The following is a 25,059-nucleotide window of genomic DNA, read 5'->3' as shown; positions in this document are numbered from 1 at the left end:
ACCGTCACTTCCAGAGTGCCTCCAGCGAGGTGACGGACTGGCCGAGCGCGCGGGCGCTCAGCGCTCTCAGCGCACGCCTCTCCACCACGTCGAAACTCGCCCCGACATGCTCATGCAAGGCGGTGCGGCCGGCGTCAAGCTGATCATCGAGCAGAAGGTCGACGATCTGGAGGTGCTCGTCGATGGTGGCGATCACCCGTTCCTCGGTGACGAAGTCATACATCCGGATCAGCCGGATCCGCCGGTTGAGGTTGTCGAGCGTGGCCACCATCGCCTTGTTCCCGGATGCCGCGCACAACTCGAGGTGGAATGACTCGTCGCGCAGCACCATGTCACCGTCCGGCGGGGGCGGGCTGGCCTTCAGGTCCAGCCACTCCGCGCGCAATGTCGCGAGCCGGTCCTTGTCGTAGTGCAGCTCACCGGTTTCCAGGATCCGGGTGATGCCGCGCAGTTCGATGGTGATTCGCAGCTCGTAGAGGTCGCGGACGCCCGGGATATCCAGCGCGACTGGGTAGTACCCGTCGGGCCTGCGTTCGAGCATGCCGTCGGCGTGCAGCCGGACCAGTGCCTCTCTCAGCGGGGTCCGGCTGACATTGAGTGTCTCGCACAGCTGGGACTCGACCAGCCTGGTGCGGTGGTCGATCTCGCCGACCATGAGCTTCTTGCCGAGGTCGAGGTAGACGCGGTCGCGCAGGGATACCGGTTCGTCCACTTGCGCCGTGGTCATTGCAGTTCCTTGAGCGCGGCCACCACATCGGAGCTGGTGGCATGCGCCCCGAACACCCCGCCCTGCATGGTGATCATGTTCAGCGCCGCAACGTGGTTGGCGTAGTCGGTGGCACCGGTGGCGTCGGAGACGACGAGGCATTCGTATCCGCGGTCGTTGGCGTCACGCATGGTGGTGTGCACACACACGTCGGTGGTGATCCCGGTGAAGATGATGTGCGTGATGCCGCGGCTTCGCAGCACCAGTTCCAGATCCGTCGCGTAGAAGCTGCCCTTGCCCGGCTTGTCGATGACGGGCTCGCCTGGCAGAGCAGCCATCTCGGGTACCAACTGCCAGCCCGGCTCACCCTGGGTGAGGATCCGTCCGCATGGACCGGCCGAGCCGATCTCGGCTCCGATCTGGGCCGAGCGCCAGCGCTTGTTGGCCGGCAGGTCCGACAGGTCGGGCCGGTGGCCTTCCCGGGTGTGGACGATGAACAGTCCGGCGGCGCGGGCCGCGGCGAGTACCTCCTGCGCGGGGCCGAGCGGGGTACGCACCAGGGACAGGTCGTAGCCCATGGTGTCGACGTATCCGCCCTCGCCGCAGAAGTCGACCTGCCAGTCGATGTTGATCAACGCCGTTCGCCCGGTGGGGATGTCACCGTCGTAGGGCCACGCATACGGGTTGGCGGCAATGGTGACAGTCATGCGGTCTCTCCCACGAGAACGGGTTGCCCGGTGCGCACCGGCAGGTACGCCAGGGCGGTGAAGGCCAGGCCGCCGACGACCATCGCCACGACCGCATCGGACAGCTGGGGCGCGTAGTAGTGCGTCAGCAGCGCTCCCCCGGCCCCGATCGCCCATGCGGCGAACGGCTTCCAAGCCACCGCTGCGGTGGCCCGACGGTGGGCGAACACCAGCTGGTCGAGGATGAGCACGATGCCGATCGGGGGTACCAGCACCCCGAGGATGTTCAGCCAGGTTGCGAAGTACGACCAGATACCGGCCACCGCGGCGACGGTTCCGACGATGCCGAGCACGATCGTCAACTGGCGCATGGTCTTTCCGGTGATGTTGCCGAATCCGACGGCCCCGTTGTACAGGCAGTGCGCACACACGCTGCCCAGGTTGACGAAGACGAACACGATCGCCAGCGGCACCAGGACTCCCCCGGCGCTGACCAGGACATGCAGGAAGTCGCCGCCTGCGGTGTCGGCCGCGGCGGCGGCGCCGAGTGCGACCACGAGCGCGCCGACCAGCTGAGCGATGAAGTAGGCGAACGGGAATGCGGCGAACGCCGCCAGCGCACCTTCCCTGCCGTTGCGGGCCCACCGCGTGAAATCGGCAGTCATGGTGCCCGAGTCGGCGAAGCACGCGAAGACCATCGTCACGGCGACGCCGAAACTGAACGCACTCGCCCCGGCTCCGCCGCCGTAGGACAGGGCCGAGCCGATGCCGCCATCGGCCGCCGCCAACACGACGGCGACCACACCGAGCGGGACGAACAGGACCGACGCCACCACCCCGATCCACGAGATCGCCCGGATCCCGACGAAGGTCAGCGCCACGAACAGCACCCCGGCCAGCAGCGTGATCCACGGTGCGCTCCACCCCATGGACAAGTTGAGCGTCGAGCCCACCATGCCGGTCTGAAAGGCGAACCAGCCGATCACCAGCGCGGACAGAAATGCCGACACGATGCGAAAACCCTTGGCTCCGAAGGTGTCCGCCGCGGTGAGCGCGAAGTTCTTGCCGGAGCGCCCGGCCAGGTAGCTCAGCGTGCCCACGTAGCCCATGAGGATGAGGTCGCCGACGACGATCGCCGCCATTCCGGCGACGAAGCCGAGGTTGTAGACGACGATGCCGGCGAACACCGCCGACGTCATGATCATCGGGAATCCCACCCACACCGCCGACACCGCGAACAGCGATTTGCGGGCGGACGCCGGGACGGGCTGGTTCTCGTACTCCTCACCAAGCGCCGAATGATGTTCGGCGTGCGCTGTATCCATGGCTGTATACGGTGCGGTATACGGATTTCCCGAGCGTTTCTGTCGATGAACGTTCCGTAACGGGGTCCTCACCGCCGTGCGGCGCCGAGGTTTACGTCACCGCAACACAACGAGCCGGTCCACGTAACAGAAACGTCGTCAACTCCCAGTGATCGGCCCGTCCGGGCCGCCACCCCCAGGAGATGTTGATGGATACAGGAACCACGGCATTCATGCTGTGTTGCATCATCGGCCTCACGCTGATGATCCCGGGCCTTGCCCTGTTCTACGGCGGCATGGTCTCGGTCAAGAGCTCGACGAACATGATGATGATGACGTTCGGCGCAGTCGCCCTGGTGGGCGTGCTGTGGGTGCTGTTCGGCTTCTCGATGGCGTTCGGGACGTCCTACGGCGACCTCGGACTGCTCGGCAGCATCACCGAGTTCGCAGGCATGAAGAATCTGGTCGAGCCGATGACGTCCGTCAATGGCCTACCAGTCAGCCTATTCTCCCTTTTCCAGGCACTTTTCGCGGCGATCACGGTCGCGCTGATCTCCGGCGCGGTCGCCGACCGGATGAAGTTCGGCGCCTGGATGATCTTCGCCGGAGTCTGGGCCGTGCTGGTGTACTTCCCTGTCGCACACTGGGTGTTCGCCTTTGACGGGACGTTCTCGGAGGACTCCGTCGGCGGCTGGATCGCCAACAAGCTGCACGCGGTCGACTTCGCCGGTGGCACCGCGGTGCACATCAACGCCGGCGCCGCCGCCTTGGCGCTGGCCATCGTGCTGGGCAAGTCCGCACTGTTCGGCCAGCTGCGCAAGCCGCACAACGTTCCGCTGACCCTGCTGGGTGCGGGCATGCTGTGGGCCGGCTGGTACGCCTTCAACGGCGGATCCGCCCTGGCCGCAGGCAATTCCGCGGCGATCGTCATGGTCACCACGTTCGTCGCCACCTGTGCCGCCACGCTGGCCTGGATCGCGGTCGAAAAGCTCAAGACCGGCCACGTCACCGGCGTGGGTGCGGCGTCGGGTGCCATTGCCGGCCTGGTCGCCATCACCCCGGCCTGCGGTGCCGTCACCCCCGTCGGCGCCATCGCCCTGGGCGCCATCGCAGGCGCGGTCTGCGTGCTCGCCGTCGGCCTCAAGGAGAAGCTCGGCTACGACGACTCCCTGGACGTGGTGGGCGTCCACCTCGTCGGTGGTGTGATCGGCACCCTGCTGATCGGTCTCCTGGCCTCGGAGGCCATGCCCAGCAAGGTCAGCGGACTGTTCTACGGCGGCGGCCTGGAGCAGCTGTGGAAGCAGGCGATCGCCGCGGGCGCGGTGGCCGTCTACTCGTTCGCGGTCGCGTTCGCCATCGCCTTCGTCCTCAAGAAGACGATCGGAATCCGCATCTCGTCCGACGAGGAGGAGAAGGGGATCGACACGAAGTTCCACCGGGATTCGGCCTACGAGCTCGAATTCGCCTGACAGCAGTCTGATTCCCCGGCCCGGCTGCCGTGGACCGCTCTCGCGGCAGCCGGTGACCGGGGTTTCCTCGGCTTGCCGAAGTTTCCTACTGTGATACCTTGATTCATAACAAGAGACGAAAGTGCTGGTGCTATGCCCTCCGATCTCGCCGCCCTCGCCGAACAATCCGGCACCAAATTCATCCTCGCGCTGTTCGTCGACCTGCGCGGAAAGCCTTGCGCCAAATTGGTTCCCGTCGAATCGGTCGAGATGCTGGCCACCGAGGGCGTCGGCTTCGCCGGCTACGCCGTCGGCGCCATGGGCCAGGAGCCCAAAGACCCCGACCTGATCGCCATCCCCGATCCCGCCTCGTTCACCCCGATCCCGTTCATCAAAGAAGGCCTGGCCCTGGTGCACTGCGACCCCCACGTCGGGGGCGCGCCGTGGCCGTACGCGCCGCGGGTCATCCTCAGAGGTCTGATCCAGCGCGCCGCCGACGCGGGATTCGAACCCTGGGTCGGCGCCGAGGTCGAGTACTTCCTGCTGCGCCGCGGCGCCGACGGCGCCCTGGCCACCGCCGACGCGGCGGACACTGCCGCCCAACCCTGTTACGACGCCCGCGGCGTCACCCGGATGTATGACCACCTCACCGCGATCTCCACCGCGATGAACTCACTCGGCTGGTCCAACTACGCCAACGACCACGAGGACGGCAACGGGCAGTTCGAGCAGAACTTCGAGTTCTCCGACGCACTGACCACCGCCGACCGGGTGATCACCCTGCGCTACCTGCTGTCGATGATCGCCGCCGAACGGGACATGGTGGCCACCTTCATGCCCAAGCCGTTCTCCGACCGCACCGGCAGCGGCCTGCACCTGCACCTGTCACTGACCAGCGCCGGGACGCCGGCCTTCCCGGCCGATGCCGACGAACGGGGCCTGGGCCTGTCCGAGACGGCGTACGCGTTCATCGGCGGCATCCTCGACCACGCCTGCGCGCTGCAGTCCGTCGTCGCGCCGACCGTCAACTCCTACAAGCGAACCGGCGCCACCTCGACCGCATCGGGCGCCTCGTGGGCCCCGCGCAAGCCCAGCTACGGCGGCAACGATCGCACCCACTACATCCGGGTGCCCGACAGTCAGCGCATCGAGTTGCGCGGCGGCGACGGGTCGGCCAACCCGTATCTCGCGATCGCCGCCGCGTTGGGTGCCGGCCTCGACGGCGTCAAGCGCAGCCTCGACCCGGGAGCCGTGGGCGCCCAAGGACCGGCGGCCCTGCCGCCCACGCTGCTGCACGCGATCGAATCCCTGGAGACCGATCCGATCGTCACCGGCGTGCTCGACGTCGCGGGCGACGGTGTCGCCTCCTACTTCGCCGACGTCAAACGCGACGAGTTCTTCGCCTACCACGGCACCGTCACGCCGTGGGAGATCGACCACTACCTGACGGCGTTCTAGCCGTACGGCTTTCACGGAAGGGAGAACAACATGTGCGGGATCGTGGGGCTACACCTGCGCACACCGGAGCTGTACCCGCGCCTCGGCGAACTGCTCGCCGCGATGCTGGGCGAGATGTCCGATCGCGGCGCCGACTCGGCGGGGATCGCGATCTACGGAGACCCGGAGTGGTCGCCGTACGGGCAGGGCTGTGTCTCGATCACCGATGTCGCCGAGACACCGGAGTTGGGACCGGATGTAGATGTGGTGCAGGTGGATTCGACCTACCTGCTGTCGGCCGACATGGACTCCGAGGAGCTGTTGAGCCTGGCACGGGCGGCTTACCCGACCGCCTTGATCTCCGGGTTCGGCCCTGATCTGGCAGTGCTCAAAGGGGTCGGTCATCCGCGCGCCCTCACCGAGGCCTGGGGCCTGGCCAAGGCCCAGGGCTGGCAGGGCGTCGGGCATACCCGGATGGCCACCGAGTCCGCGGTGACGCCGTCGGGCTGCCATCCGTACACCGTCGGCCCCGGACAGTGCCTGGTGCACAACGGGTCTTTCGCCAACCACGCCACCATCCGCCGCGAACTGCGCCGCGCCGGTGTGGCGTTCGACAGCGAGAACGACACCGAGGTGGGCGCCCGGTTCGTGGCCGAACAGCTGGCCGCCGGCCGCGATGTGGCGACCGCGCTCAAGGAGCTGTGCGCCACGTTCGACGGCTTCTACACACTGTTGGTCTCCGATCACGACTCGTTCGCGGTGGTGCGTGACGCCATTGCCTGCAAGCCGGCGGTGATCGCCGAAACCGCCGACTGGGTGGCGATGGCCAGCGAGTACCGCGCCCTGGCCGGGCTGCCCGGGGTCGAGCAGGCACGCATTTGGGAACCGGAACCGGAGGTGGTCTACGCATGGACCAGATGACACTGACCCAATTTGACCTGCGCACAACGCCATTGCGTGAGGTCAACGCGGCGCTGCATCAACCGGGTGTGGAGGGTGACTACGTCATCGCGCACCCCGACGGTGCGCACAATGTGGCCGTCGGCCTCGACGCGCCGGTACGCGTGACGGTCGAAGGCCACGTCGGCTACTACGCGGCCGGGATGAATCAGCTCGCCGAGGTGACCATCAACGGCAATGCCGGCACCGGGGTGGCCGAGAACATGATGAGCGGCACGGTGCGGGTCACCGGGAATGCCTCGCAGTCGGCGGGTGCCACCGCACACGGCGGCCTGCTGGTCATCGAAGGGGACGCCGCCGCGCGCTGCGGCATCTCGATGAAGGGCGTGGACATCGTGGTGGGCGGCAGCATCGGTCACATGAGCGCGTTCATGGCCCAGGCCGGTCGGCTGGTGGTGCGCGGCGACGCCGGTGAGGCGCTGGGTGATTCGATCTATGAGGCCCGCATCTACGTGCGCGGCGAGGTGACCTCGCTGGGTGCGGACTGCATCGCCAAGCCGATGCGCGCCGAGCACCGCGCCGAACTCGCGGAGTTGTTGACAGCCAGTGGTTTCTGCGACGACGACACCTCCGATTACACCCGCTACGGCTCGGCCCGAAACCTCTACCACTTCCACGTCGACAACGCGAGTGAGTACTGATGCGCGAATCCGCCACCTTCGATCGATCCACGATCGCCGACATCCAGCGCGCCGCCGAGACCGGCATCTACGACATCCGCGGCTGGGGCGCCAAACGCCGGCTGCCGCATTTCGACGACCTGCTGTTCCTGGGTGCGTCGATGTCGCGTTACCCCTTGGAGGGCTACCGCGAACGCTGCGGCACCGACGTGATCCTCGGTGACCGGCACGCCAAACATCCTCTGCACCTGGATATCCCGGTCACCATCGCGGGCATGAGCTTCGGCGCGCTGTCCGGGCCTGCCAAGGAGGCCCTGGGCCGCGGGGCCAGCGAGGCCGGCACGTCGACCACCACCGGCGACGGCGGCATGACGCCCGAGGAGCGCGGGCAGAGCAAGCACCTGGTGTACCAGTACCTGCCCTCGCGCTACGGGATGAACCCCGACGACCTGCGCAAGGCCGACGCCATCGAGGTGGTGCTCGGCCAGGGCGCCAAGCCCGGCGGCGGCGGAATGCTGCTGGGACAGAAGATCTCCCCGCGGGTCGCGCAGATGCGCACGCTGCCCGAGGGCATCGACCAGCGCAGCGCCTGCAGGCACCCGGACTGGACCGGCCCGGACGATCTCACCATCAAGATCAACGAACTGCGGGAGATCACCGACTGGGAGAAACCCATCTACGTCAAGGTCGGGGCCACCCGCACCTACTACGACGTGAAGCTGGCCGTGCACGCCGGGGCCGACGTCGTGGTGGTCGATGGCATGCAGGGCGGCACGGCCGCCACCCAGGAGGTGTTCATCGAGCACGTCGGCATCCCGACCCTGGCCGCAGTGCCGCAGGCGGTGCAGGCCCTGCAGGAACTGGACGTGCACAGAAAAGTTCAATTGATCGTGAGCGGCGGCATCCGCTCCGGCGCCGACGTGGCCAAGGCGCTGGCGCTGGGCGCCGACGCGGTCGCGATCGGCACCGCAGCACTGATCGCGCTGGGCGACAACCACCCCCGGTACGCCGCCGAGTACGAAAAGCTGGGCAGCGCAGCCGGTTTCTACGACGACTTCCAGGACGGGCGCGATCCGGCCGGCATCACCACCCAGGATCCGGAGCTGGCCGCCAGGTTCGACCCGGTCGAGGGCGGCCGACGGTTGGCCAACTACCTGCGCGTGCTGACCATGGAAGCCCAGACCATCGCCCGGGCGTGCGGCAAGGCCCATGTGTGCCACCTGGAGCCCGAGGACCTGGTGGCAGTGACCATCGAGGCCGCGGCGATGGCGCGGGTTCCGCTGGCCGGCACGAACTGGATTCCAGGCTCGTGAGCGAAACAGCGGACGTCGTCATCGTCGGCGGTGGCCTGGAGGGCGCGGCGGCGGCCTGGGCCCTGAGCCAACGCGGCGTCACCGATGTGACTGTGCTGGAGCGCAATACCGTCGGCTCCGGGATGACCGGGAAATCCAGCGGGATCGTGCGCTGCCACTACGGGGTCAGCTCACTGGCCGCCATGGCCACGGTCGGCCTCGAGGTGTTCGAGAAGGCCGAGCAGTATTTCGGGACCGACATCGGTTTCCGGCAGACCGGCTATGTCGTCGGAGTCGGCGAGCCCAACGTCGACAATCTGCGCAAGAGCCTGGCCGCCCAGCGCGAGGTCGGGGTGCAGACCGAGGAGATCGACGCCTCCGAGGTGGCCAAGCTGTGGCCGTGGGCCGATCTGGAACCGTTCGCGGCCTTCGGTTGGGAGGCGCGCGGCGGATACGGCGACGCCTACCAGACCGCGCAGGCGTTCGCGGTGTCGGCGAGAGCCGCCGGCGTACGAATCCGACAGGGCGCCAACGTGACCGGACTGGTGCTCGACGGTGGCCGGGCCACCGGTGTCGAGCTGGCCGACGGCACAAGGGTTTCGGCGGGCACCGTCGTCGTGACGACCGGCGCATGGACCCGGCCGTTCCTGGCCCCCTACGGAATCGACGTGCCGATCAGGGTGGTTCGGGAGCAGATCGTCACCATCTCCCCCGGGGTGCCGATCGGAGCGGTCCCGGTGTTCTCCGACCTGGTGTCGCTGCAGTACGTGCGCCCCGAGCTGGGTGGGGAGATCCTGTTCGGCAACAGCGACCTGGCGCACTGCGAGCCCGCCGACCCGGACGACTACCTGAACCGGGCCACCGACGGCTTCATCGACCTGACCGTCGACAAGGTGGGTACCCGATTCCCCGGCTTCGGAGACGCGGCGATCACCGGCAGCTACGCCGGTTGCTACGACGTCACGCCGGACTGGAATCCCGTCATCTCCGCGACCGGGATCGACGGCCTGATGGTGGCGGCCGGATTCAGCGGGCACGGCTTCAAGATCGCGCCGGCGGTCGGCAAGCTGGTCGCCGACCTGGTGACCGAGGGCCGCAGCTCCGACCCGCGGATACCCGAGACGGATTTCCGATTGGCCCGGTTCGCAGAGGACAATTTGCTCAAGAGCCGGTACCCGTACGTCGGGGCCGGGGAGATGCGATAGACGGGGAGTGCCGTGAGCGACCTGCCGCTGCTCCGCAACACCGGCACAGCCCGCGACCGTGATCCGAACGAACCGGTCGAGGAACTGGAATTCGAGGCGGCGATCGGGCGCAATGTGCGTCAGCTGCGTCAGCAGCACGGGCTGACCGTGGCCGAGATGGCCGCCCGGGTGGGCATCTCCAAGGCGATGCTGTCGAAGATCGAGAACGCCCAGACCTCGTGCAGCCTGTCGACCCTTGCCCTGCTCGCAAAGGGGCTCGACGTCCCGGTCACCAGCCTGTTCCGCGGGGCCGACGTCGAGCGGCCTGCGGCATTCGTCAAGGCGGGCACGGGTCCGGAGATCGTGCGCAACGGCACCAAACAGGGCCATGAGTATCAATTGCTCAGCTCCCTGCGCGGGGAGCACAAGCGGCTGGAATGCCTGCACGTCACGCTGACCGAGAAGAGTCAGACATACCCGCTGTTCCAGCATCCCGGCACCGAGTTCATCTACATGCTCGAAGGCGTCATGGACTACAGCCACAGCCGCTCGGTGTATCGGCTGCAACCCGGCGACTCCCTGCAGATAGACGGGGAAGGCGCTCACGGACCGGTTGACCTGATCGAACTGCCGATCCGGTTCCTGTCGGTGATCGCCTTCCCCGATTCGCAGGTGTGAGTCACCACGTCGATCACTCGTAGATGCTGGTGATCCGCTGCGGGCCGTGATGGTTGTGCCAGCCGGGCTTCATGCCGGGTGCCGGAGTGGCGTAGGTATCAGGGCTGTAGAGGTTGCCCGAGCCCTGCGGAGTCTGCGCGGCGGCCGTGCCGGCCAGGCCGAGCGCGACGGCGCCGAAGACGCCTGCGGACAGGATGGGCAGTGCCAGGGCCTTGGTGAACTTGGTCATGATCGTGAATCCTTCTGTCTCAGTTGGCTTTTCGTTTCCCTTAGCGGTTTGTTCGGCCGCTGATACAAGAATGCGATCTGGACGGCCCCAGGTCTGTCGGGCAATCAGGCGATGAGAATGGTGAAGATGCGTTCCCCCGATCGGGGGAAGTGCACGTCAACCGCGGGCCCATGACCGGCGTTTGGGGCCGGTGTGTCGGGAGTAGGCAGGCAGCGACACGGGTGTCACTGTTGTTCCATGCGCCACCGTGCACGTCGAGCGGTCCGCGACGCATCCACCTGCCTCGCTGTGATCGTTCGGATGGCATTGACCAGCGCGGTCGCCGTCGCGCCCAGCCTGGTCTGCCTGGTCCAGGAGAATCGGAGATGGCCGGTGGCCGCGGTCCTGCCCTTGCCCGACCTCGCCCTCCAGCCCTGGGCGGAGAGGTCGGCGCGTCCAACTGCCGCGGCGCCGACTACGACGGGGTCACCGCCACCCTCGGAGGTTCAGGCACCGGGCGCGGTGCACATCCCCGCGATCGCACTGGCGGCCTACCAGAACGCCGACGCCATGATGGCGCAGAGCCAACCCGACTGCGGTGTGACCTGGAACCTGCTCGCCGGAATCGGGTACGTCGAGTCCACGCATGCGTTCGGCGGCGCCGCCGACGAACGCGGTGATCCCGTCAGTCCCATCTATGGGCCCGCCCTCGACGGCTCACTGCCGGGCAACGAGGTCATCGTCGCCGGCAGCTTTGGCGGCGGCACGCACTACGCCCGCGCGCTGGGGCCCATGCAGTTCCTGCCGAGCACGTGGTTGCTGCACGGCGCCGACGGCGACGGCGACGGCCAGGCCGATCCGCACAACCTCTTCGACGCCACCCTGGCCGCGGCCCGCTACCTCTGCAGCGACGGTGCGGACTTGCGCGACCAGGCGCAGCTGACCATCGCGGTGCTGCGCTACAACCACTCGATGGCCTACGTCGCCAACGTGCTGGGCTGGGCGCTGGCCTACGCCACCGGTGTGGCTCCGGTGGACCTGCCGCCGCTCACTGCGCCGCGGCCCCCAAGCGTCGCCGTTCGCGCGGTCGATAGCTCCGCCACGCCGGACGAGACCGTGCGTCGAGACGGCGCCCGCGACACCGGTACATCGACAAACCGGCCGGGATCTTCGGGCACGAGCAAGGGCTCCGCCAACACGAACACGACGAGCGGGTCCCGGCGCAGCACCGGCGCCGCCACACCCAAGGTCAAGTTCGGCAACGGTCGTTCCGGCAGTGCGCGCTGACGCCGCGGATCCATTTTGGCCAACCAGTCCCCCGGGCGTACAGTGAACGACGTGCAGCGGGTGCTCCTTCTCGGACGCCGCGACGGGGTCTGACCAGACCGGCTTCCCGTCGCGGGTTTTTGCGATGCGCCGGTCGAGTCCCCTTGACCTCCCGGAGCAAAAACATGACCACCCCCGACATCTCTGCAGATGCCTTCAGTTCGGTTCGCGCGATCAATACGCCGGCCGGCAATCCCAACCCCGGACAGCCCGTCTGGAACACCCAGCGCGGTTCATCCATGCCGGTCAGCCGCTATCGCAGCTTCGCCGACGAGGTTCCCGGCGGCAGCCCGGCCTTCGGCACCGGCGTCCCGTTCGACCGCACCTGGCCGGACCGCGTCATCGACACCGCGCCCCAGTGGTGCGCCGTCGACCTGCGCGACGGTAACCAGGCCCTGATCGACCCCATGAGCCCCGCGCGCAAGCGCCGCATGTTCGACCTGCTGGTACGGATGGGTTACAAGGAGATCGAGGTCGGCTTCCCGTCTGCGAGCCAGACCGACTACGACTTCGTCCGCGAGATCATCGAGGACGGCGCGATCCCGGATGACGTCACCATCCAGGTGCTGACGCAGTGCCGGCCCGAGCTGATCGAGCGCACCTTCGAGGCCTGCGCGGGAGCCCCGCAGGCGATCGTGCACTTCTACAACTCGACGTCGATCCTGCAGCGCCGCGTGGTGTTCCGGGCCGACCGCGACGCCGTCAAGAAGATCGCCACCGACGGCGCCCAGATGTGTGTCGAGGAGGCCGAGAAGTACCCCCAGACCCGGTGGCGCTTCGAGTACTCCCCCGAGTCCTACACGGGGACCGAGCTGGAGTACGCCGTCGAGGTGTGCAACGCCGTAGCCGACATCGTCAAGCCCACGCCCGAGTGGCCGCTGATCGTCAACCTGCCCGCTACGGTCGAGATGGCCACCCCGAACGTCTACGCCGATTCGATCGAGTGGATGAGCCGGCACCTGACCCCGCGCGACTCGATCATCCTGAGCCTGCACCCGCACAACGACCGCGGCACCGGCGTTGCCGCAGCGGAACTGGGCTACCAGGCCGGCGCCGACCGGATCGAGGGCTGCCTGTTCGGCAACGGCGAGCGCACGGGCAATGTCTGTCTGGTGACGCTGGGCCTGAACATGTTCAGCCGCGGCGTCGATCCGCAGATCGACTTCTCCAACATCGACGAGATCCGGCGCACCGTCGAGTACTGCAACCAGCTGCCCGTGCACGAGCGCCACCCCTACGGGGGTGACCTGGTCTACACCGCGTTCTCCGGCAGCCACCAGGACGCCATCAACAAGGGCCTGGACCAGATGAAGGTCGATGCCGACGAAGCCGACGCCGACATGGACGACATCCTGTGGCAGGTCCCCTACCTGCCGATCGACCCGAAGGACGTCGGCCGCACCTACGAGGCCGTGATCCGGGTGAACTCGCAGTCCGGCAAGGGCGGCGTGGCCTACATCATGAAGGCCGACCACGGTCTGGTGCTGCCGCGCCGGCTGCAGATCGAGTTCAGCCAGGCCATCCAGCAGATCACCGACGGTGAGGGCGGCGAGGTGTCGCCCAAGGAGATCTGGGGCGCGTTCTCCGAGGAGTACCTGGCCCCGATCATCCCGTTGGAACGCATTCGCCAGAAGGTGGTTGCCTCCGAGGTGGACGGCGGCACCGACACCATCACCGCGATCGTCAAGATCGACGGCGTCGAACGCGAGATCATCGGTGCCGGCAACGGCCCGCTGGCGGCGTTCGTCGACGCCCTGGGAGCCATCGGCTACGACATCAACGTGCTCGATTACTCCGAGCACGCCATGTCCTCGGGTGAAGAGGCGCAGGCCGCGGCCTACGTCGAGGCGTCGATCGGCGGCAAGACCGTCTGGGGCGTCGGTATCGCGACTTCGATCACAACTGCATCACTTCGCGCGGTCGTATCTGCCATCAACCGCGCGGCGCGTGATTAGCTGACGCCGGCGTAGATCACTACGCGAAGGCCAACGGCAAGGAGCAGTCCATGGACTGGGGCTCGACATGGGATTTCCTCTGGCATTTCCTGATCATCTTCGCCTGGATCGCATACCTGCTGGTCCTGTTCCAGATCCTCACGGACCTGTTCTGGCGTGACCACAAGACCTCCGGCTGGATCAAGGCCGTCTGGGTGGTCTTCCTGATCGTGTTCCCGTGGCTTACCGCGCTGGTGTACCTGATCGCCCGGGGTAAGGGCATGTCCGAGCGCGCGCAGGCAGCCGCGCTGGCGGCCAAGCAGGACACCGACGCCTACATCCGCGAGGCAGCCGGCCGGTCCCCGGCACAGGAGATCGCCGACGCCAAGGCGCTGCTGGATGCCGGCACGATCAGCCAGGCCGAGTTCGACGGGTTGAAGGCGAAGGCGCTCAGCCAGTAGACCGCGGCGAGCCGCCCGGGTCGTTTCCGGTCCCGAGAATTCGGGTGCACCAGATTACGGCCTGGGCGGCGAAGTGGTGTGCGGCAACAGCTTTCGACGGGTCCAGCAACCTTTCGTTGAGGAGCGTCGTCACTCCACCGACACAGAACAACGCCGCATCGAAGCTCTCCGGGTCCGCATCGCGGTCGGGCTGCAGGACGGACAATATGGCTGCCGCGACCCGGTATTGCGCCACCCGAATGTGCCGGGCAGCCGCGTCGACGTGCCGGGCGTCGGTCAAGTAGATGCGGACAGCGAGCGGATCGCTTTCAGCATGTTCGACGAAGGCGGCCAACCCCAGCGTCAGGCGTGTCTCGACGGTCGCGGATTCAGGTGGCGCGCTGCCCGCCTCGATCATGGCGGTGAACGATTCCTCGAGAATGTCGTCGATCACCGCGCCGATGAGCGCACCGATATCGGCGAACTGCTCGTAGAAATAGCGGTCGGTGAGTTTCGCCCGCGCCGAGATGGCCCGGACACTCACCGCAGGTAGGCCGCCCTCTCGCCACAGATCCTTGGCCGCGTCCAACAACGCCCTGCGCCGCACCGCACGACGTTGTTCGGCCGACATGCCGGCGTATCGCCGGTGCCCGGCCCCGGCCGCAACACCCTCTGCGCCTGTCACCTCACGCACTCCCGTCTTGACATCGCATGTTGTCATGCCGAAACTGAGGACATCCGTCATCAGATTAGGGGTGTCATGACAGCCATTGTTCCCGAGCGACCTTCTCTGACCGAACTACACAGCCGGCCATTCGCCTCGCTGTACGGCGAATACGACTACCAGGTCAACCGCATCGAGGGGACGCTGCCGGCCGACCTCACCGGCACGCTGTTCCGCATCGGTCCCGGCAAGTTCGAGGTGGGCGACACCGTACTGAAGACGATGTTCGACGCCGACGGGATGGTGTCGCGCTTCATTCTCGACGGGCAGACCGTCCGCTTCACCAACCGCTATGTCCGCACGATGCAGTACCTGGGTGGCAACACCATGAGGCAACGCGGAATCACCACCAGCGCGCCATCGCTGCGGGGAAACCTGCGCCCGCCGGCCAACACCGCCAACACCAACATCGTGTCGATCTGCGGCGAACTCCTGGCCCTGTGGGAAGGCGGCCCTCCCCACCAGGTGCACCCCGATTCACTGGAAACCTTGGGCACCAAGCATTTCGACGGCGACCGCCTGGGATTCCTCGGCGCGTTCTCTGCTCATCCCAAATGGGACCCCCGCACCAACGAGGTGTTCAACTTCGGTCTCGACCTGTTGCCCACACCGCGACTGCGCTGCTATCGCGTCGACCCTGGCGGACGATGCACCCAGATCAACACCCTCGGCCTCTGGGACATGGTGTGGAATCACGATTTTGCATTGACCGAGCGCCACATGGTGTTCGTACTGGATCCGCTGCGACCCAACATTCCGACACTGCTGCGCACCCGTTCACTGGAACGAGCATTGGAGTACCAGCTCCACAACGGGTCGACCCGCTTCGCGCTGGTACCCCGCGATGGTTCCAAGCCTCGAGTGATCGAGCATGATCCGCTCGCCCATATCCACGTCACCAACGCCTACGAAGACGGTGGCGACACAGTCGTCGAATTCATCCGGTTCGAAGACCCACAGATCTTCGTCCAGCTCGGCGAGCGCATCGAAGCCGCGGGGCAGAACGCCGATCCCCGAGCGCACCTGACCATCGACCGGTGGCCACGCGGGCACCTGGCCCGCTATCGCATCAGCAAGTCCGGCCGGATCACCGAGACCGTGCTATCTGAGAGTTCGCCGATGGAGTTCCCGCAGTACGACTGGCGCCGGTCCGCCTCCGAGCACTCGATCACCTACGCCGCAGCCGCCACCGAAGGTCTCGGTCACTACAACTCCGTCGTCAAGATCGACCATCGCACCGGCATCCAAACCAGCTTCGACTTCGGACTGGCTCAGACCGGCGAACCATTGTTCGTACCGCGATCACGCACCGCCGCCGAAGACGATGGCTGGCTGCTGGTGCTCAACCACGACCTGCTCAGTCATCGTTCGGCGCTGGCAATCCTCGACGCCCGGCACATCTCGGACGGACCTCTGGCCACCGCACATCTGGCCCATCACCTGCCGCTGGGGTTCCACGGCACATTCAGCCGAAAAGTGGCGCGGCCCAGAACTACGCCTCAGAACAGCGTGTACTGATCGCTCTCGGCGGGGATGTCGCAGAACTGCTCGATGTCGGAGCCACCGACGACATGGGTGAGCAGGCCCATGAAGGCCTCGTCATCGAGCAGCGGCACCCCCACCTCGACGGCCTGGTAGCCCTTGCCCTGATCGGGAGCCGCTTCGTTGCAGATCACCAACGAGGTCTGCTGGTCCACCAGGTCGGTGTAGGCCAGACCGGCATGCAGGATGCGCTCGACGAGTTCCTCGTGGGTGCGTGCCACCTCGGCCGACAGCGCCACCCGCATGCCCTGCACCAACGGCCGTCCCGGCACGAAGACACCCGGGTTGGCGTACTCGCACGGCAGGCGCGAGGCCAGCACCTTCAACGGGCGCAGCTCTTCATGGGTGATGTGGCCATTGGGCCAGCGCCGTCGGCTCACCTCCCGCAGCGGCAACCAGACCTTGCGGTCGCGGGCCCGGGCCAGGGTCGGCTTCAGGATCTGTGCCAGCACCAACGCGTCGTCGAGAGCATCGTGTGGCTTCATCTGGCTCACGCCCCAATGCGCTGCCAGCGTCTCCAGGCGCAGGTTCTCGGTGCCCAGCGCCAGCCGGCGGGCCAGCTCGACGGTGCACATGACGCTGTCGATCGGCAGCTCGGCGCCGACCAACTCGGCCTCGGCGGCGAGGAAGCTGTAGTCGAAGCCCACGTTGTGTGCGACCAACGTGCGTCCACGCAAGATGTCGCTCAATTCGTCGACGACGTCCCCGAAGGTCGGCTGACCTTCCAGCATCTCGGTCGTCAGCCCGTGCACATGGGTAGGTCCTGGATCCACACCCGGGTTCAGCAGGGTCGCGACACTGCGCTCGACATTTCCGTCATCCCCGACCGCGAGGGCGGCCACGCTGACGATGCGTGCCTGTCCCGGCCGGAACCCCGTGGTCTCCACGTCGACGACGGCCCAGCCCGCGCCCGGCTAATCCGCCGGTCTGCCCCACGCGCTGCTCATATTCGCCAGGATGGCACGCGAGTCCGACAGAGTCCGATTGCCGCGCCGCGACGCCTCGGTCGGCGTCGCAGCGTGTCGTGCCCCTAAAATCGCCGGAATGCTGACCCTTCGCGGGCGCGCCGCCCTGGCCGCCGGATCAACCGCGCGTTGGGCGTCGCGGGTCACCGGCCGCGGCGCCGGTGCGATGATCGGCGGCCTGGTGGCGATGACGCTGGACCGCTCGATCCTGGGCCAACTGGGCCAAGGCCGCCGCAGCGTCGTCGTGACCGGCACCAATGGCAAGTCGACCACCACCCGGATGACCGCGGCCGCCCTGGCCACGCTCGGCCCGGTGGCCAGTAACTCCGAAGGCGCCAACATGGACGCCGGTCTGGTGGCGGCGCTGGCCGGGGCCCGCGATGCCACGCTGGCGGCCCTGGAAGTCGACGAGATGCATGTCCCGCACGTCAGCGATGCGGTGTCGCCATCGGTCATCGTCTTGCTGAATCTGTCCCGTGACCAGCTCGACCGGGTCGGTGAGATCAACCACATCGAGCGCACGTTGCGAGGCGGGCTGGCCCGTCATCCCGACGCGGTGATCGTGGCCAACTGCGACGACGTCCTGATGACCTCGGCCGCCTACGACAGCCCCAATGTGGTGTGGGTGGCCGCCGGCGGCAGCTGGGCGGGTGACTCGGTGAGCTGCCCGCGATCCGGCGAGATCATCGAGCGCAACGGCCGCGACTGGTACTCGACCGGCAGCGACTTCAAACGTCCCAGCCCGCAGTGGTGGTTCGACGACACCCATATCTACGGTCCGGACGGCCTGGTGCTGCCGATGACCCTGGCCCTGCCCGGCGCCGTCAACCGCGGTAACGCCACCCAGGCCGTCGCGGCGGCCGTGGCGCTGGGCGCCGACCCCGCCGCCGCGGTCGCCACGGTCTCCGGCGTCGACGAGGTCGCCGGGCGGTACCGCACGGTCCAGATCGGCACGCACACCGCGCGGATCCTGCTGGCCAAGAACCCGGCAGGATGGCAAGAGGCCCTGTCCATGGTCGACAAGCACGGCGCGGGCGTCGTCATCTCGGTCAACGGGCAGGTGCCCGACGGCGAGGACTTGTCCTGGCTGTGGGACGTCCGGTTCGAGCACTTCGACGACACCGTCGTGGTCGCCGCAGGCGAACGCGGCACCGACCTCGCGGTGCGGCTCGGCTACGCCGGCGTCGAGCATTCACTGGTGCACGACACCGTCGCCGCGATCGACTCCTGCCCGCCCGGGCATGTCGAGGTGATCGCCAACTACACGGCCTTCCTGCAACTGAATCGGCGGATCTCGTGAGTGCGGTGCGGATCGGGCTCGTGCTGCCCGACGTGATGGGGACCTACGGAGACAGCGGCAATGCGGTGGTGCTGCAACAGCGGTTGCGGCTGCGCGGTATCGACGCCGAGATCGTCGAGATCACCTTGGCCGACCCGGTGCCGGATTCGCTGGACCTGTACACGCTCGGTGGCGCCGAGGACTACGCGCAGCGGCTGGCCACCAAGCACCTGATCCGGTACCCCGGTCTGCAACAAGCGGTTTCGCGGGGCGCGCCCGTGCTCGCGATCTGCGCGGCGATCCAGGTCCTCGGCCACTGGTACGAGACCTCGGCCGGCGAGCGGGTGGACGGCGTCGGGCTGCTCGACGTCACCACGTCGCCGCAAGAGGCCCGCACCATCGGCGAGGTGGCATCCACTCCCCTGCTCGACGGGCTCACCCAGCCGTTGACGGGTTTCGAAAACCACCGTGGCGGAACGGTTCTCGGCCCCGATGCCAGGCCGCTGGCGAAGGTCACCAAAGGGGCGGGCAACCGGTTGGGCGACGGCTATGACGGCGCGGTTCAAGGCAGCGTGGTGGCGACCTATCTGCACGGCCCGTGCCTGGCCCGCAATCCGGAACTGGCCGACCATCTGCTGACGCAGGTGGTGGGTGAGCTGCCGCCGCTGGAGCTTCCGGAAGTCGAGCTGCTGCGCCGCGAACGCCTGGCCGCCCCGCGCCGGGTGTAGCTCGCACGTCAGGCGGCGAAAACGTCGACCGCCGCAGCGATACGGGCTGCGGCATCGGTGAGAATCGGCTCACCGTGCCCGAAACCGGCGCGCTGCGCGCCTGTGGCAGCGAGCTTGGACACAGAGTCGGCGAGCTCGGCGCGGTCGGTGTTGAAAACACCCATGATCACCTGGCCGTCGGACTCGGCGACCACGTCGCCGGTCAGCACGGCGTCGGCAGCCGGCAGATAGAGGGCGATGCCGCCCGGGGTGTGGCCGGGCACGCCGATCACCCGCGCCCCGCCGGCGAAGTCCAGCACGTCACCGTCGCCGACCACCCGGTCCACCCGGCAGGCCGGGCCGTGCGGTGAGGCGACGAAGTCGGGGCGCAGCGTGCGCTCCGAGTCGGTGAGCACGGGCAGTGGCCCGGATTCGTCGCCGCGGATGAACTCGGCGTCACCTTTGCCTGCGACGACCTCCACGTCGGACCAGTCCGCGATCTCGGCGGCCGCACCGCAATGGTCCTCGTGGAAATGAGTGAGCACGACGCGCTTGACGTGCAGGCGCCGCATGCCGAGCGCGGCCAGCGCCTCGGCGATCAGGCCGGAGCTGTCCGGCCACCCGGTGTCGATGAGCGTGACACCTTCACCGTCCAGCCACAGGTAGCTGTTGAGCAGGTGCGCCCGTTCACCGGGGATGCGCAGCCGGTACAACGAGGGCGCCAGCTGTTGGAGATCCGCCATGGAACCGACCGTAGTGACCTTGGCCATGGCCGGTCGAGGGGTTTCGCTGTGGCCGAAACCTCGGATCAGGCCATCGCGCGGCGGCCGGCCAGTGCCCGGCCCAGGGTGAGTTCGTCGGCGAACTCCAGGTCGCCGCCCATCGGCAGGCCCGAGGCGATGCGGGTGACCGTCAGCCCGGGGATGTCGCGCAGCATCCGGACCAGATAGGTAGCCGTGGCCTCACCCTCGGTGTTGGGGTCGGTCGCGATGATCACCTCGGCCACGTCGACGCCGTCGACGCGTTCACCGATCCGGTTGAGCAGCTCACGGATGCGCAGCTGGTCGGGCCCGACGCCCGACAACGGATCCAGCGCCCCGCCCAGCACGTGGTAGCGGCCGCGGAATTCGCGGGTGCGCTCGACGGCCTGCACGTCCTTGGGTTCCTCGACCACGCACACCAGCGAGGCATCGCGGCGGGGATCCTTGCAGATCCGGCAGCGTTCCTCGTCGGAGACGTTGCCGCAGACCGCACAGAAGGTGACGCCGTCACGGATGCGGCCCAGCACCGCGGTCAACCGATCGATGTCCGGTGGCTCGACGCTCAGCAGGTGAAACGCGATCCGCTGCGCGCTCTTGGGCCCGATGCCGGGCAGCTTGCCCAGCTCGTCGATCAGATCCTGTACTGGGCCTTCGAACACTTACAGCCCCGGAAGTCCGAATCCGCCCAGCCCGCCGGCCAGCGGACCCAGGCGGCTTTGTGCCAAAGCGGTCACCTGATTGGAGGCATCGGCGAGGGCACCGACGATGAGGTCCTGAAGGGTCTCGACGTCCTCGGGGTCAACGACCTTGGGATCGATCGCCACCGCGATCACCTCCCCGCTGCCCTTGACCGTGACCTGGACCAGCCCGCCGCCGGCCTGGCCGTGCACCTCGGAGTTGGCCAGCGCCTCTTGCGCCTCCATGAGCTGCTGCTGTACTTGCTGCGCCTGCGCCAGCAGGGCCGACATGTCGGGCGTGCCTCCGGGTTGCATTCGTGGTCCCCTTGCCGTGTTGATTGCGTCTTGGTCTCGACTTGGTTGCTCTCGCCTGTCGGCGGCGATTCGGACTTTCAGCCTAGTCGGCGTGCGGGCTAGCGTGGCGCCCGTGCGAGTCCCAGCCTGCGTGCGTGTCGGCACCGCGATGGTCAGCAGCGTCCTTGTCGCCGCGGCCGTCCCGGCTGTCATCGACGCTCCCCACGCCAACGCCGCTCCCTCGAACATCGCCGGCATGATCGTTTTCCTCGATCCCGGCCACAACGGCGCGAACGACGCGTCGATCAGCCGCCAGGTGCCCACCGGCCGCGGCGGCACCAAGGACTGCCAGGCCAGCGGCACCTCCACCACGGACGGCTACCCCGAGCACACCTTCACCTGGGACACCACGCTGCGGGTACGCGCCATCCTGAACCAGATGGGTGTGCGCACCGCGATGTCACGCGGCAACGACAACGCGCTGGGCCCGTGCGTCGACGAACGGGCCTCGATGGCCAATGCACTGCGGCCGAACGCCATCGTGTCCATCCACGCCGACGGCGGCCCGCCCAACGGCCGCGGCTTCCACGTGCTCTACTCGTCGCCGCCGTTGAACAATGTGCAGGCCGGGCCGTCTGTGCAATTCGCCCAGACCATGCGCGATCAGCTGTCCGCCTCAGGCATCCCGCCCGCCACCTACATCGGTTCCGGTGGTCTGGACGCCCGTTCCGACATCGCCGGGCTCAACTTGGCGCAGTTCCCGTCGATCCTCGTCGAGTGCGGCAACATGAAGAACCCGGTCGACTCAGCGCTGATGAAAACCCCGGACGGCCAGCAGAAGTATGCCGAGGCAATCGCCCGGGGTGTCGCCGCGTATCTGGGTTCGCAGGCGCGCTAGCTGTTCTTCACGGGTAGGTTGTGAACGCGTAGGCGCTCGATTGGTGTCATTCCGCCGATGCCGGTGTGGGGTCGGTGGTGATTGTAGTGATGCAGCCAGTGCTGGTAGGTTCCGGCGCGTTCGGCCTCAGAGCGGTAGGTCTGCGCATAGGCCCATTCGGTGGTCAGGGTGCGGTTGAATCGCTCGACTTTGCCGTTGGTCTGTGGCCGGTAGGGCCGGGTCCTCTTGTGGGTGATGTCGGGGCCGAGCGCTTCAGCGAAATTCTTTGACCGGTAACAGGATCCATTGTCGGTCAACACTCGTTTGACGGTGATGCCGTGGTCGGCGAAGAACGCGTTGGCGCGTTTCCAGAATCCCGCGGCGGTTTCTTTGCGTTCGTCGGTGAGGTCCTCGGAGTAGGCCAGCCGGGAGTGGTCATCAACGGCGTGGTGCAAGAACGTGTATCCCATGCCGCAGCGGTTGCGCCGGCCGGCTTGGCGACCCAGCTTGCGATGGCCGCCCCCGTCGGGGATGCGGCCCAGTTTCTTGACGTCGACATGGACCAAGTCGCCGGGAGCCGGGTGCTCATAGCGGCGGGGTTTGGGCCGGCGTACCGGTAACCCGGTGTTTTGGTCCAGGTGCCGCAGCAATGGCATCCGGTAGCGGCGCAGCACCGCCTCAACGGTCGAGCGTGGCAGGTGCAGGTAAGCGGCGATGCGATGTGGGCCCCAGCGCCGGGTGAAGCGCAGGTTGACGATGCGCCGCTCACGTCGTTTCGGCAACCGCAACGGACTGCGATGCGGCCGGCTGGGCCGGTCTACCATCGCTGCTTCGCCACCGTCGCGATAACGGTCGGCCCATTTCTTGGCTGTGGCCACCGAACATTGGAACCGCTCAGCCGCGCGCCGCAAACTCCAGCCCTGATCAACAACCGCCTGCGCAAGCCGCAACCGCCCACGAGGAGTCAACGAAGCATTAGCGTGGACCATGAGGACCTCTCGGTAATCGGATGTGCGTATTTGGTAACCACACCGATACCGGAGGTCCTCACCTACTTCCGCTCACCACGCCGTTCACAACCTGTCTGGGAGTTACAGCTAGCTCTCGACTTCCTTCTTCAGGTTGGCCAGCACCTCGTCCTGGATCTTGCGCAGGCCCAGCGGTGCGAAAGTCTTCTCGAAGAAGCCCTTGACCCCGCCGGCACCGGTCCAGCTGGTCTTGAGGTTGACCGACGATCCGGCGCCCGCCGGGGCGACAGTCCAGTTGGTCACCAGGCTGGAGTTCGCGTCCTTCTCGATCACCGTGTGGCCGGCAACGTCCACCGACGCCTTGATGTCACGCACCCGGGACTCCGTCGCCTGCAGCTTCCAGCTGGCCACCGTGCCCGCACCCTGACCACCCTCGAGCACCTGGTAGTCGCGGTAGTGCGAAGAGAGGATCTTCGGGCGCACGGTCTGGTAGTCCGCGATCGCGGCGAACACCGCGGCCGGCTCGGCGTTGATCAGAACCGTGCTGACCGCACTGACCTGTCCCATGACTGAAACTCCTTTTACTCGTGTTACCCGTGTCTGCGGTCGCATCGTCGGCAACCTCCGACTAGCGTATATGTGTGTCTGTTGTTACGACTGACGCACAAGCTGTCCATGCCCTTGGCGTGCAGCGCCTACTGGACAGCTACCGCGCCATACCGCCCAATTCGACGGTGCGGCTTGCCAAGCCCACGTCGAACCTGTTCCGTGCGCGAGATCGCAGCGATGTCAAGGGTCTGGACGTATCGGGGCTGACCAATGTGATCGCCGTCGACGCCGAAGCCCGTACCGCCGACGTCGCCGGTATGTGCACCTACGAGGACCTGGTGGCCGCGACGCTGCCGCACGGCCTGGCGCCGCTGGTGGTGCCGCAGCTCAAGACCATCACGCTGGGCGGCGCCGTCACCGGCCTCGGCATCGAGTCGACGTCATTCCGCAACGGTCTGCCGCACGAATCGGTGCTGGAGATGGACATTCTCACCGGGGCAGGCGAAATCGTCACCGCATCACCCGAACAGCATCCCGACCTGTTTCGAACGTTCCCCAATTCATATGGCACGCTCGGATATTCGACACGGCTTCGAATCGAGCTGGAACCCGTCACCTCTTTTGTCGCGTTGCGTCACCTTCGGTTTCACTCGCTGACCGACCTCGTCGCGGCGATGGACCGGATCATCGAAACCGGTGGGCTGGACGGCGAGCCGGTCGACTACCTCGACGGCGTGGTGTTCAGTGCCGACGAGAGCTACCTGTGCGTCGGTTTCAAGACGACGACGCCCGGCCCGGTCAGCGACTACACCGGCCAGGACATCTACTACCGCTCGATCCAGCACGCGCACGGCGAGAAACACGACCGGCTGACGATTCACGACTATCTGTGGCGTTGGGACACCGACTGGTTCTGGTGCTCACGGGCATTCGGCGCGCAGAACCCCACCATCCGGCGGTTCTGGCCGCGCCGGCTGCGGCGCAGCAGCTTCTACTGGAAGCTCGTCGGCTACGACCAGCGGTTCAACATCGCCGACCGTATCGAGAAGCGCAACGGGCGCCCGCCCCGCGAGCGAGTAGTGCAGGACATCGAGGTGCCCATAGAGAACTGTGAACGGTTCCTCTCGTGGTTCCTGGAGAACGTGCCGATCGAACCGATCTGGCTGTGCCCACTGCGGTTACGCGATGACGATCGCCATGCGGCCGGCTGGCCCCTCTATCCCCTGCGCGCCCACCACACCTACGTCAACGTCGGGTTCTGGTCCTCGGTACCGGTCGGCCCGGTGGAAGGCCACACCAACAAGCTGATCGAGAACAAGGTCAGCGAGCTCGACGGACACAAGTCCCTGTATTCCGATTCCTACTATCCGCGTGAGGATTTCGATCAGCTCTACGGCGGTGAGACCTACAAGGCCGTCAAGAAGTCCTACGACCCCGATTCACGTCTGTTTGACCTGTATTCGAAAGCCGTGTTGCGCCGATGAACGGAGAAC

26 protein-coding genes are annotated in these 25,059 nt (G+C 67.0%); 15 read left to right on the top strand and 11 right to left on the bottom strand.

What is annotated here, in order from left to right; all coding sequences use genetic code 11:
- Positions 1-4: 4 nt before the first annotated feature.
- Genes ACNQVK_RS07080 through ACNQVK_RS07070 form a run of 3 tightly spaced genes read right to left on the bottom strand, consistent with a single transcriptional unit; the run spans position 5 to position 2,717 of the window.
- Positions 5-727, bottom strand: coding sequence for a GntR family transcriptional regulator (locus tag ACNQVK_RS07080; protein WP_418028958.1), 723 nt, complete (start codon positions 725-727; stop codon positions 5-7).
- Positions 724-1,413: a cysteine hydrolase family protein gene (locus ACNQVK_RS07075; RefSeq protein ID WP_418028956.1), complete on the bottom strand. Its 690-nt coding sequence runs from the start codon at positions 1,411-1,413 to the stop codon at positions 724-726. The genes ACNQVK_RS07080 and ACNQVK_RS07075 overlap by 4 nt, the downstream gene beginning before the upstream one ends.
- The gene (locus tag ACNQVK_RS07070; RefSeq protein ID WP_418028955.1) at positions 1,410-2,717 is read right to left on the bottom strand and encodes a cytosine permease; all 1,308 of its coding nucleotides are present in this window, start codon (positions 2,715-2,717) and stop codon (positions 1,410-1,412) included. Before ACNQVK_RS07070 ends, ACNQVK_RS07075 begins: the two co-directional genes overlap by 4 nt.
- 188 nt (positions 2,718-2,905) lie before the next feature.
- On the opposite strand from ACNQVK_RS07070, the gene ACNQVK_RS07065 reads away from it, so the two are divergent.
- From ACNQVK_RS07065 to ACNQVK_RS07035, 7 genes are all read left to right on the top strand, one after another.
- Positions 2,906-4,165 (top strand): ammonium transporter, encoded by a 1,260-nt coding sequence (locus ACNQVK_RS07065; protein ID WP_276129242.1) that lies wholly within the window; start codon positions 2,906-2,908, stop codon positions 4,163-4,165.
- A 132-nt stretch (positions 4,166-4,297) separates the two neighbouring features.
- Complete coding sequence (gene glnT / locus ACNQVK_RS07060) at positions 4,298-5,602, top strand: type III glutamate--ammonia ligase (protein ID WP_418028954.1); 1,305 nt, start codon at positions 4,298-4,300, stop codon at positions 5,600-5,602.
- Between the two features lie 30 nt (positions 5,603-5,632).
- Positions 5,633-6,502, top strand: a complete 870-nt coding sequence (locus ACNQVK_RS07055) for a glutamine amidotransferase (protein ID WP_276129244.1) — start codon at positions 5,633-5,635, stop codon at positions 6,500-6,502.
- Positions 6,490-7,182 (top strand): protein glxC, encoded by a 693-nt coding sequence (locus ACNQVK_RS07050; RefSeq protein WP_418028953.1) that lies wholly within the window; start codon positions 6,490-6,492, stop codon positions 7,180-7,182. Before ACNQVK_RS07055 ends, ACNQVK_RS07050 begins: the two co-directional genes overlap by 13 nt.
- Positions 7,182-8,474 (top strand): FMN-binding glutamate synthase family protein, encoded by a 1,293-nt coding sequence (locus ACNQVK_RS07045; RefSeq protein ID WP_418028952.1) that lies wholly within the window; start codon positions 7,182-7,184, stop codon positions 8,472-8,474. Before ACNQVK_RS07050 ends, ACNQVK_RS07045 begins: the two co-directional genes overlap by 1 nt.
- The gene (locus tag ACNQVK_RS07040; RefSeq protein WP_418028951.1) at positions 8,471-9,658 is read left to right on the top strand and encodes an NAD(P)/FAD-dependent oxidoreductase; all 1,188 of its coding nucleotides are present in this window, start codon (positions 8,471-8,473) and stop codon (positions 9,656-9,658) included. Before ACNQVK_RS07045 ends, ACNQVK_RS07040 begins: the two co-directional genes overlap by 4 nt.
- 12 nt (positions 9,659-9,670) lie before the next feature.
- A complete protein-coding gene (locus ACNQVK_RS07035; protein WP_090430127.1) occupies positions 9,671-10,315 on the top strand; it encodes a helix-turn-helix domain-containing protein in 645 nt (214 codons plus the stop codon).
- Between the two features lie 13 nt (positions 10,316-10,328).
- Here the strand turns inward: ACNQVK_RS07035 and ACNQVK_RS07030 are convergent, their stop codons facing one another.
- Positions 10,329-10,544 carry a hypothetical protein gene (locus ACNQVK_RS07030; RefSeq protein WP_064878783.1) on the bottom strand — a complete coding sequence of 72 codons (216 nt, stop codon included), beginning with the start codon at positions 10,542-10,544 and terminating at the stop codon, positions 10,329-10,331.
- 300 nt (positions 10,545-10,844) lie between these two features.
- Here ACNQVK_RS07030 and ACNQVK_RS07025 point away from each other — a divergent pair, with 300 nt between their 5' ends.
- From ACNQVK_RS07025 to ACNQVK_RS07015, 3 genes are all read left to right on the top strand, one after another.
- Positions 10,845-11,810 carry a lytic transglycosylase domain-containing protein gene (locus ACNQVK_RS07025; protein WP_418028950.1) on the top strand — a complete coding sequence of 322 codons (966 nt, stop codon included), beginning with the start codon at positions 10,845-10,847 and terminating at the stop codon, positions 11,808-11,810.
- A gap of 164 nt (positions 11,811-11,974) precedes the next feature.
- The gene (leuA, locus tag ACNQVK_RS07020) at positions 11,975-13,804 is read left to right on the top strand and encodes a 2-isopropylmalate synthase (protein WP_418028949.1); all 1,830 of its coding nucleotides are present in this window, start codon (positions 11,975-11,977) and stop codon (positions 13,802-13,804) included.
- Positions 13,805-13,854: 50 nt separating this feature from the next.
- Positions 13,855-14,244 (top strand): SHOCT domain-containing protein, encoded by a 390-nt coding sequence (locus ACNQVK_RS07015; protein WP_418028948.1) that lies wholly within the window; start codon positions 13,855-13,857, stop codon positions 14,242-14,244.
- Here the strand turns inward: ACNQVK_RS07015 and ACNQVK_RS07010 are convergent.
- Positions 14,234-14,968: a TetR/AcrR family transcriptional regulator gene (locus tag ACNQVK_RS07010; protein ID WP_418028947.1), complete on the bottom strand. Its 735-nt coding sequence runs from the start codon at positions 14,966-14,968 to the stop codon at positions 14,234-14,236. The genes ACNQVK_RS07015 and ACNQVK_RS07010 overlap by 11 nt on opposite strands.
- A gap of 15 nt (positions 14,969-14,983) precedes the next feature.
- On the opposite strand from ACNQVK_RS07010, the gene ACNQVK_RS07005 reads away from it, so the two are divergent.
- Positions 14,984-16,465: a carotenoid oxygenase family protein gene (locus tag ACNQVK_RS07005; protein WP_418028946.1), complete on the top strand. Its 1,482-nt coding sequence runs from the start codon at positions 14,984-14,986 to the stop codon at positions 16,463-16,465.
- Here the strand turns inward: ACNQVK_RS07005 and ACNQVK_RS07000 are convergent.
- The gene (locus tag ACNQVK_RS07000) at positions 16,447-17,376 is read right to left on the bottom strand and encodes a DEDDh family exonuclease (protein ID WP_418028944.1); all 930 of its coding nucleotides are present in this window, start codon (positions 17,374-17,376) and stop codon (positions 16,447-16,449) included. The genes ACNQVK_RS07005 and ACNQVK_RS07000 overlap by 19 nt on opposite strands.
- Positions 17,377-17,533: 157 nt before the next feature.
- On the opposite strand from ACNQVK_RS07000, the gene ACNQVK_RS06995 reads away from it, so the two are divergent.
- Positions 17,534-18,754, top strand: a complete 1,221-nt coding sequence (locus ACNQVK_RS06995) for a MurT ligase domain-containing protein (protein WP_418028943.1) — start codon at positions 17,534-17,536, stop codon at positions 18,752-18,754.
- A 5-nt stretch (positions 18,755-18,759) separates the two neighbouring features.
- Positions 18,760-19,461 carry a type 1 glutamine amidotransferase gene (locus ACNQVK_RS06990; protein WP_418034012.1) on the top strand — a complete coding sequence of 234 codons (702 nt, stop codon included), beginning with the start codon at positions 18,760-18,762 and terminating at the stop codon, positions 19,459-19,461.
- 8 nt (positions 19,462-19,469) lie between these two features.
- Here ACNQVK_RS06990 and ACNQVK_RS06985 read toward each other — a convergent pair whose 3' ends face one another.
- The 3 genes from ACNQVK_RS06985 to ACNQVK_RS06975 all read right to left on the bottom strand — a co-directional run bounded on the left by ACNQVK_RS06985 (position 19,470) and on the right by ACNQVK_RS06975 (position 21,193).
- The gene (locus tag ACNQVK_RS06985) at positions 19,470-20,183 is read right to left on the bottom strand and encodes an MBL fold metallo-hydrolase (RefSeq protein WP_418028942.1); all 714 of its coding nucleotides are present in this window, start codon (positions 20,181-20,183) and stop codon (positions 19,470-19,472) included.
- Between the two features lie 65 nt (positions 20,184-20,248).
- Positions 20,249-20,860 carry a recombination mediator RecR gene (recR, locus tag ACNQVK_RS06980; RefSeq protein WP_003883644.1) on the bottom strand — a complete coding sequence of 204 codons (612 nt, stop codon included), beginning with the start codon at positions 20,858-20,860 and terminating at the stop codon, positions 20,249-20,251.
- Positions 20,861-21,193: a YbaB/EbfC family nucleoid-associated protein gene (locus ACNQVK_RS06975; RefSeq protein ID WP_044521368.1), complete on the bottom strand. Its 333-nt coding sequence runs from the start codon at positions 21,191-21,193 to the stop codon at positions 20,861-20,863.
- A 148-nt stretch (positions 21,194-21,341) separates the two neighbouring features.
- Between ACNQVK_RS06975 and ACNQVK_RS06970 the strand changes: the two genes are divergently transcribed.
- The gene (locus tag ACNQVK_RS06970; protein WP_409549082.1) at positions 21,342-22,070 is read left to right on the top strand and encodes an Rv3717 family N-acetylmuramoyl-L-alanine amidase; all 729 of its coding nucleotides are present in this window, start codon (positions 21,342-21,344) and stop codon (positions 22,068-22,070) included.
- On the opposite strand, the gene ACNQVK_RS06965 is transcribed toward ACNQVK_RS06970, so the two are convergent.
- The gene (locus tag ACNQVK_RS06965; protein ID WP_047328137.1) at positions 22,067-23,038 is read right to left on the bottom strand and encodes an IS481 family transposase; all 972 of its coding nucleotides are present in this window, start codon (positions 23,036-23,038) and stop codon (positions 22,067-22,069) included. The two genes, ACNQVK_RS06970 and ACNQVK_RS06965, sit on opposite strands and share 4 nt — an antisense overlap.
- A 108-nt stretch (positions 23,039-23,146) precedes the next feature.
- The gene (locus tag ACNQVK_RS06960; protein WP_044521372.1) at positions 23,147-23,584 is read right to left on the bottom strand and encodes an SRPBCC family protein; all 438 of its coding nucleotides are present in this window, start codon (positions 23,582-23,584) and stop codon (positions 23,147-23,149) included.
- 74 nt (positions 23,585-23,658) lie between these two features.
- Here ACNQVK_RS06960 and ACNQVK_RS06955 point away from each other — a divergent pair, with 74 nt between their 5' ends.
- Positions 23,659-25,050, top strand: coding sequence for an FAD-binding oxidoreductase (locus ACNQVK_RS06955; RefSeq protein WP_418028941.1), 1,392 nt, complete (start codon positions 23,659-23,661; stop codon positions 25,048-25,050).
- The last annotated feature ends 9 nt before the right edge of the window (positions 25,051-25,059 follow it).

Source organism: Mycobacterium sp. 134 (assembly GCF_048282715.1).
Lineage (GTDB): Bacteria > Actinomycetota > Actinomycetes > Mycobacteriales > Mycobacteriaceae > Mycobacterium > Mycobacterium septicum.
This window is presented reverse-complemented; position numbering and strand designations above follow the sequence as displayed.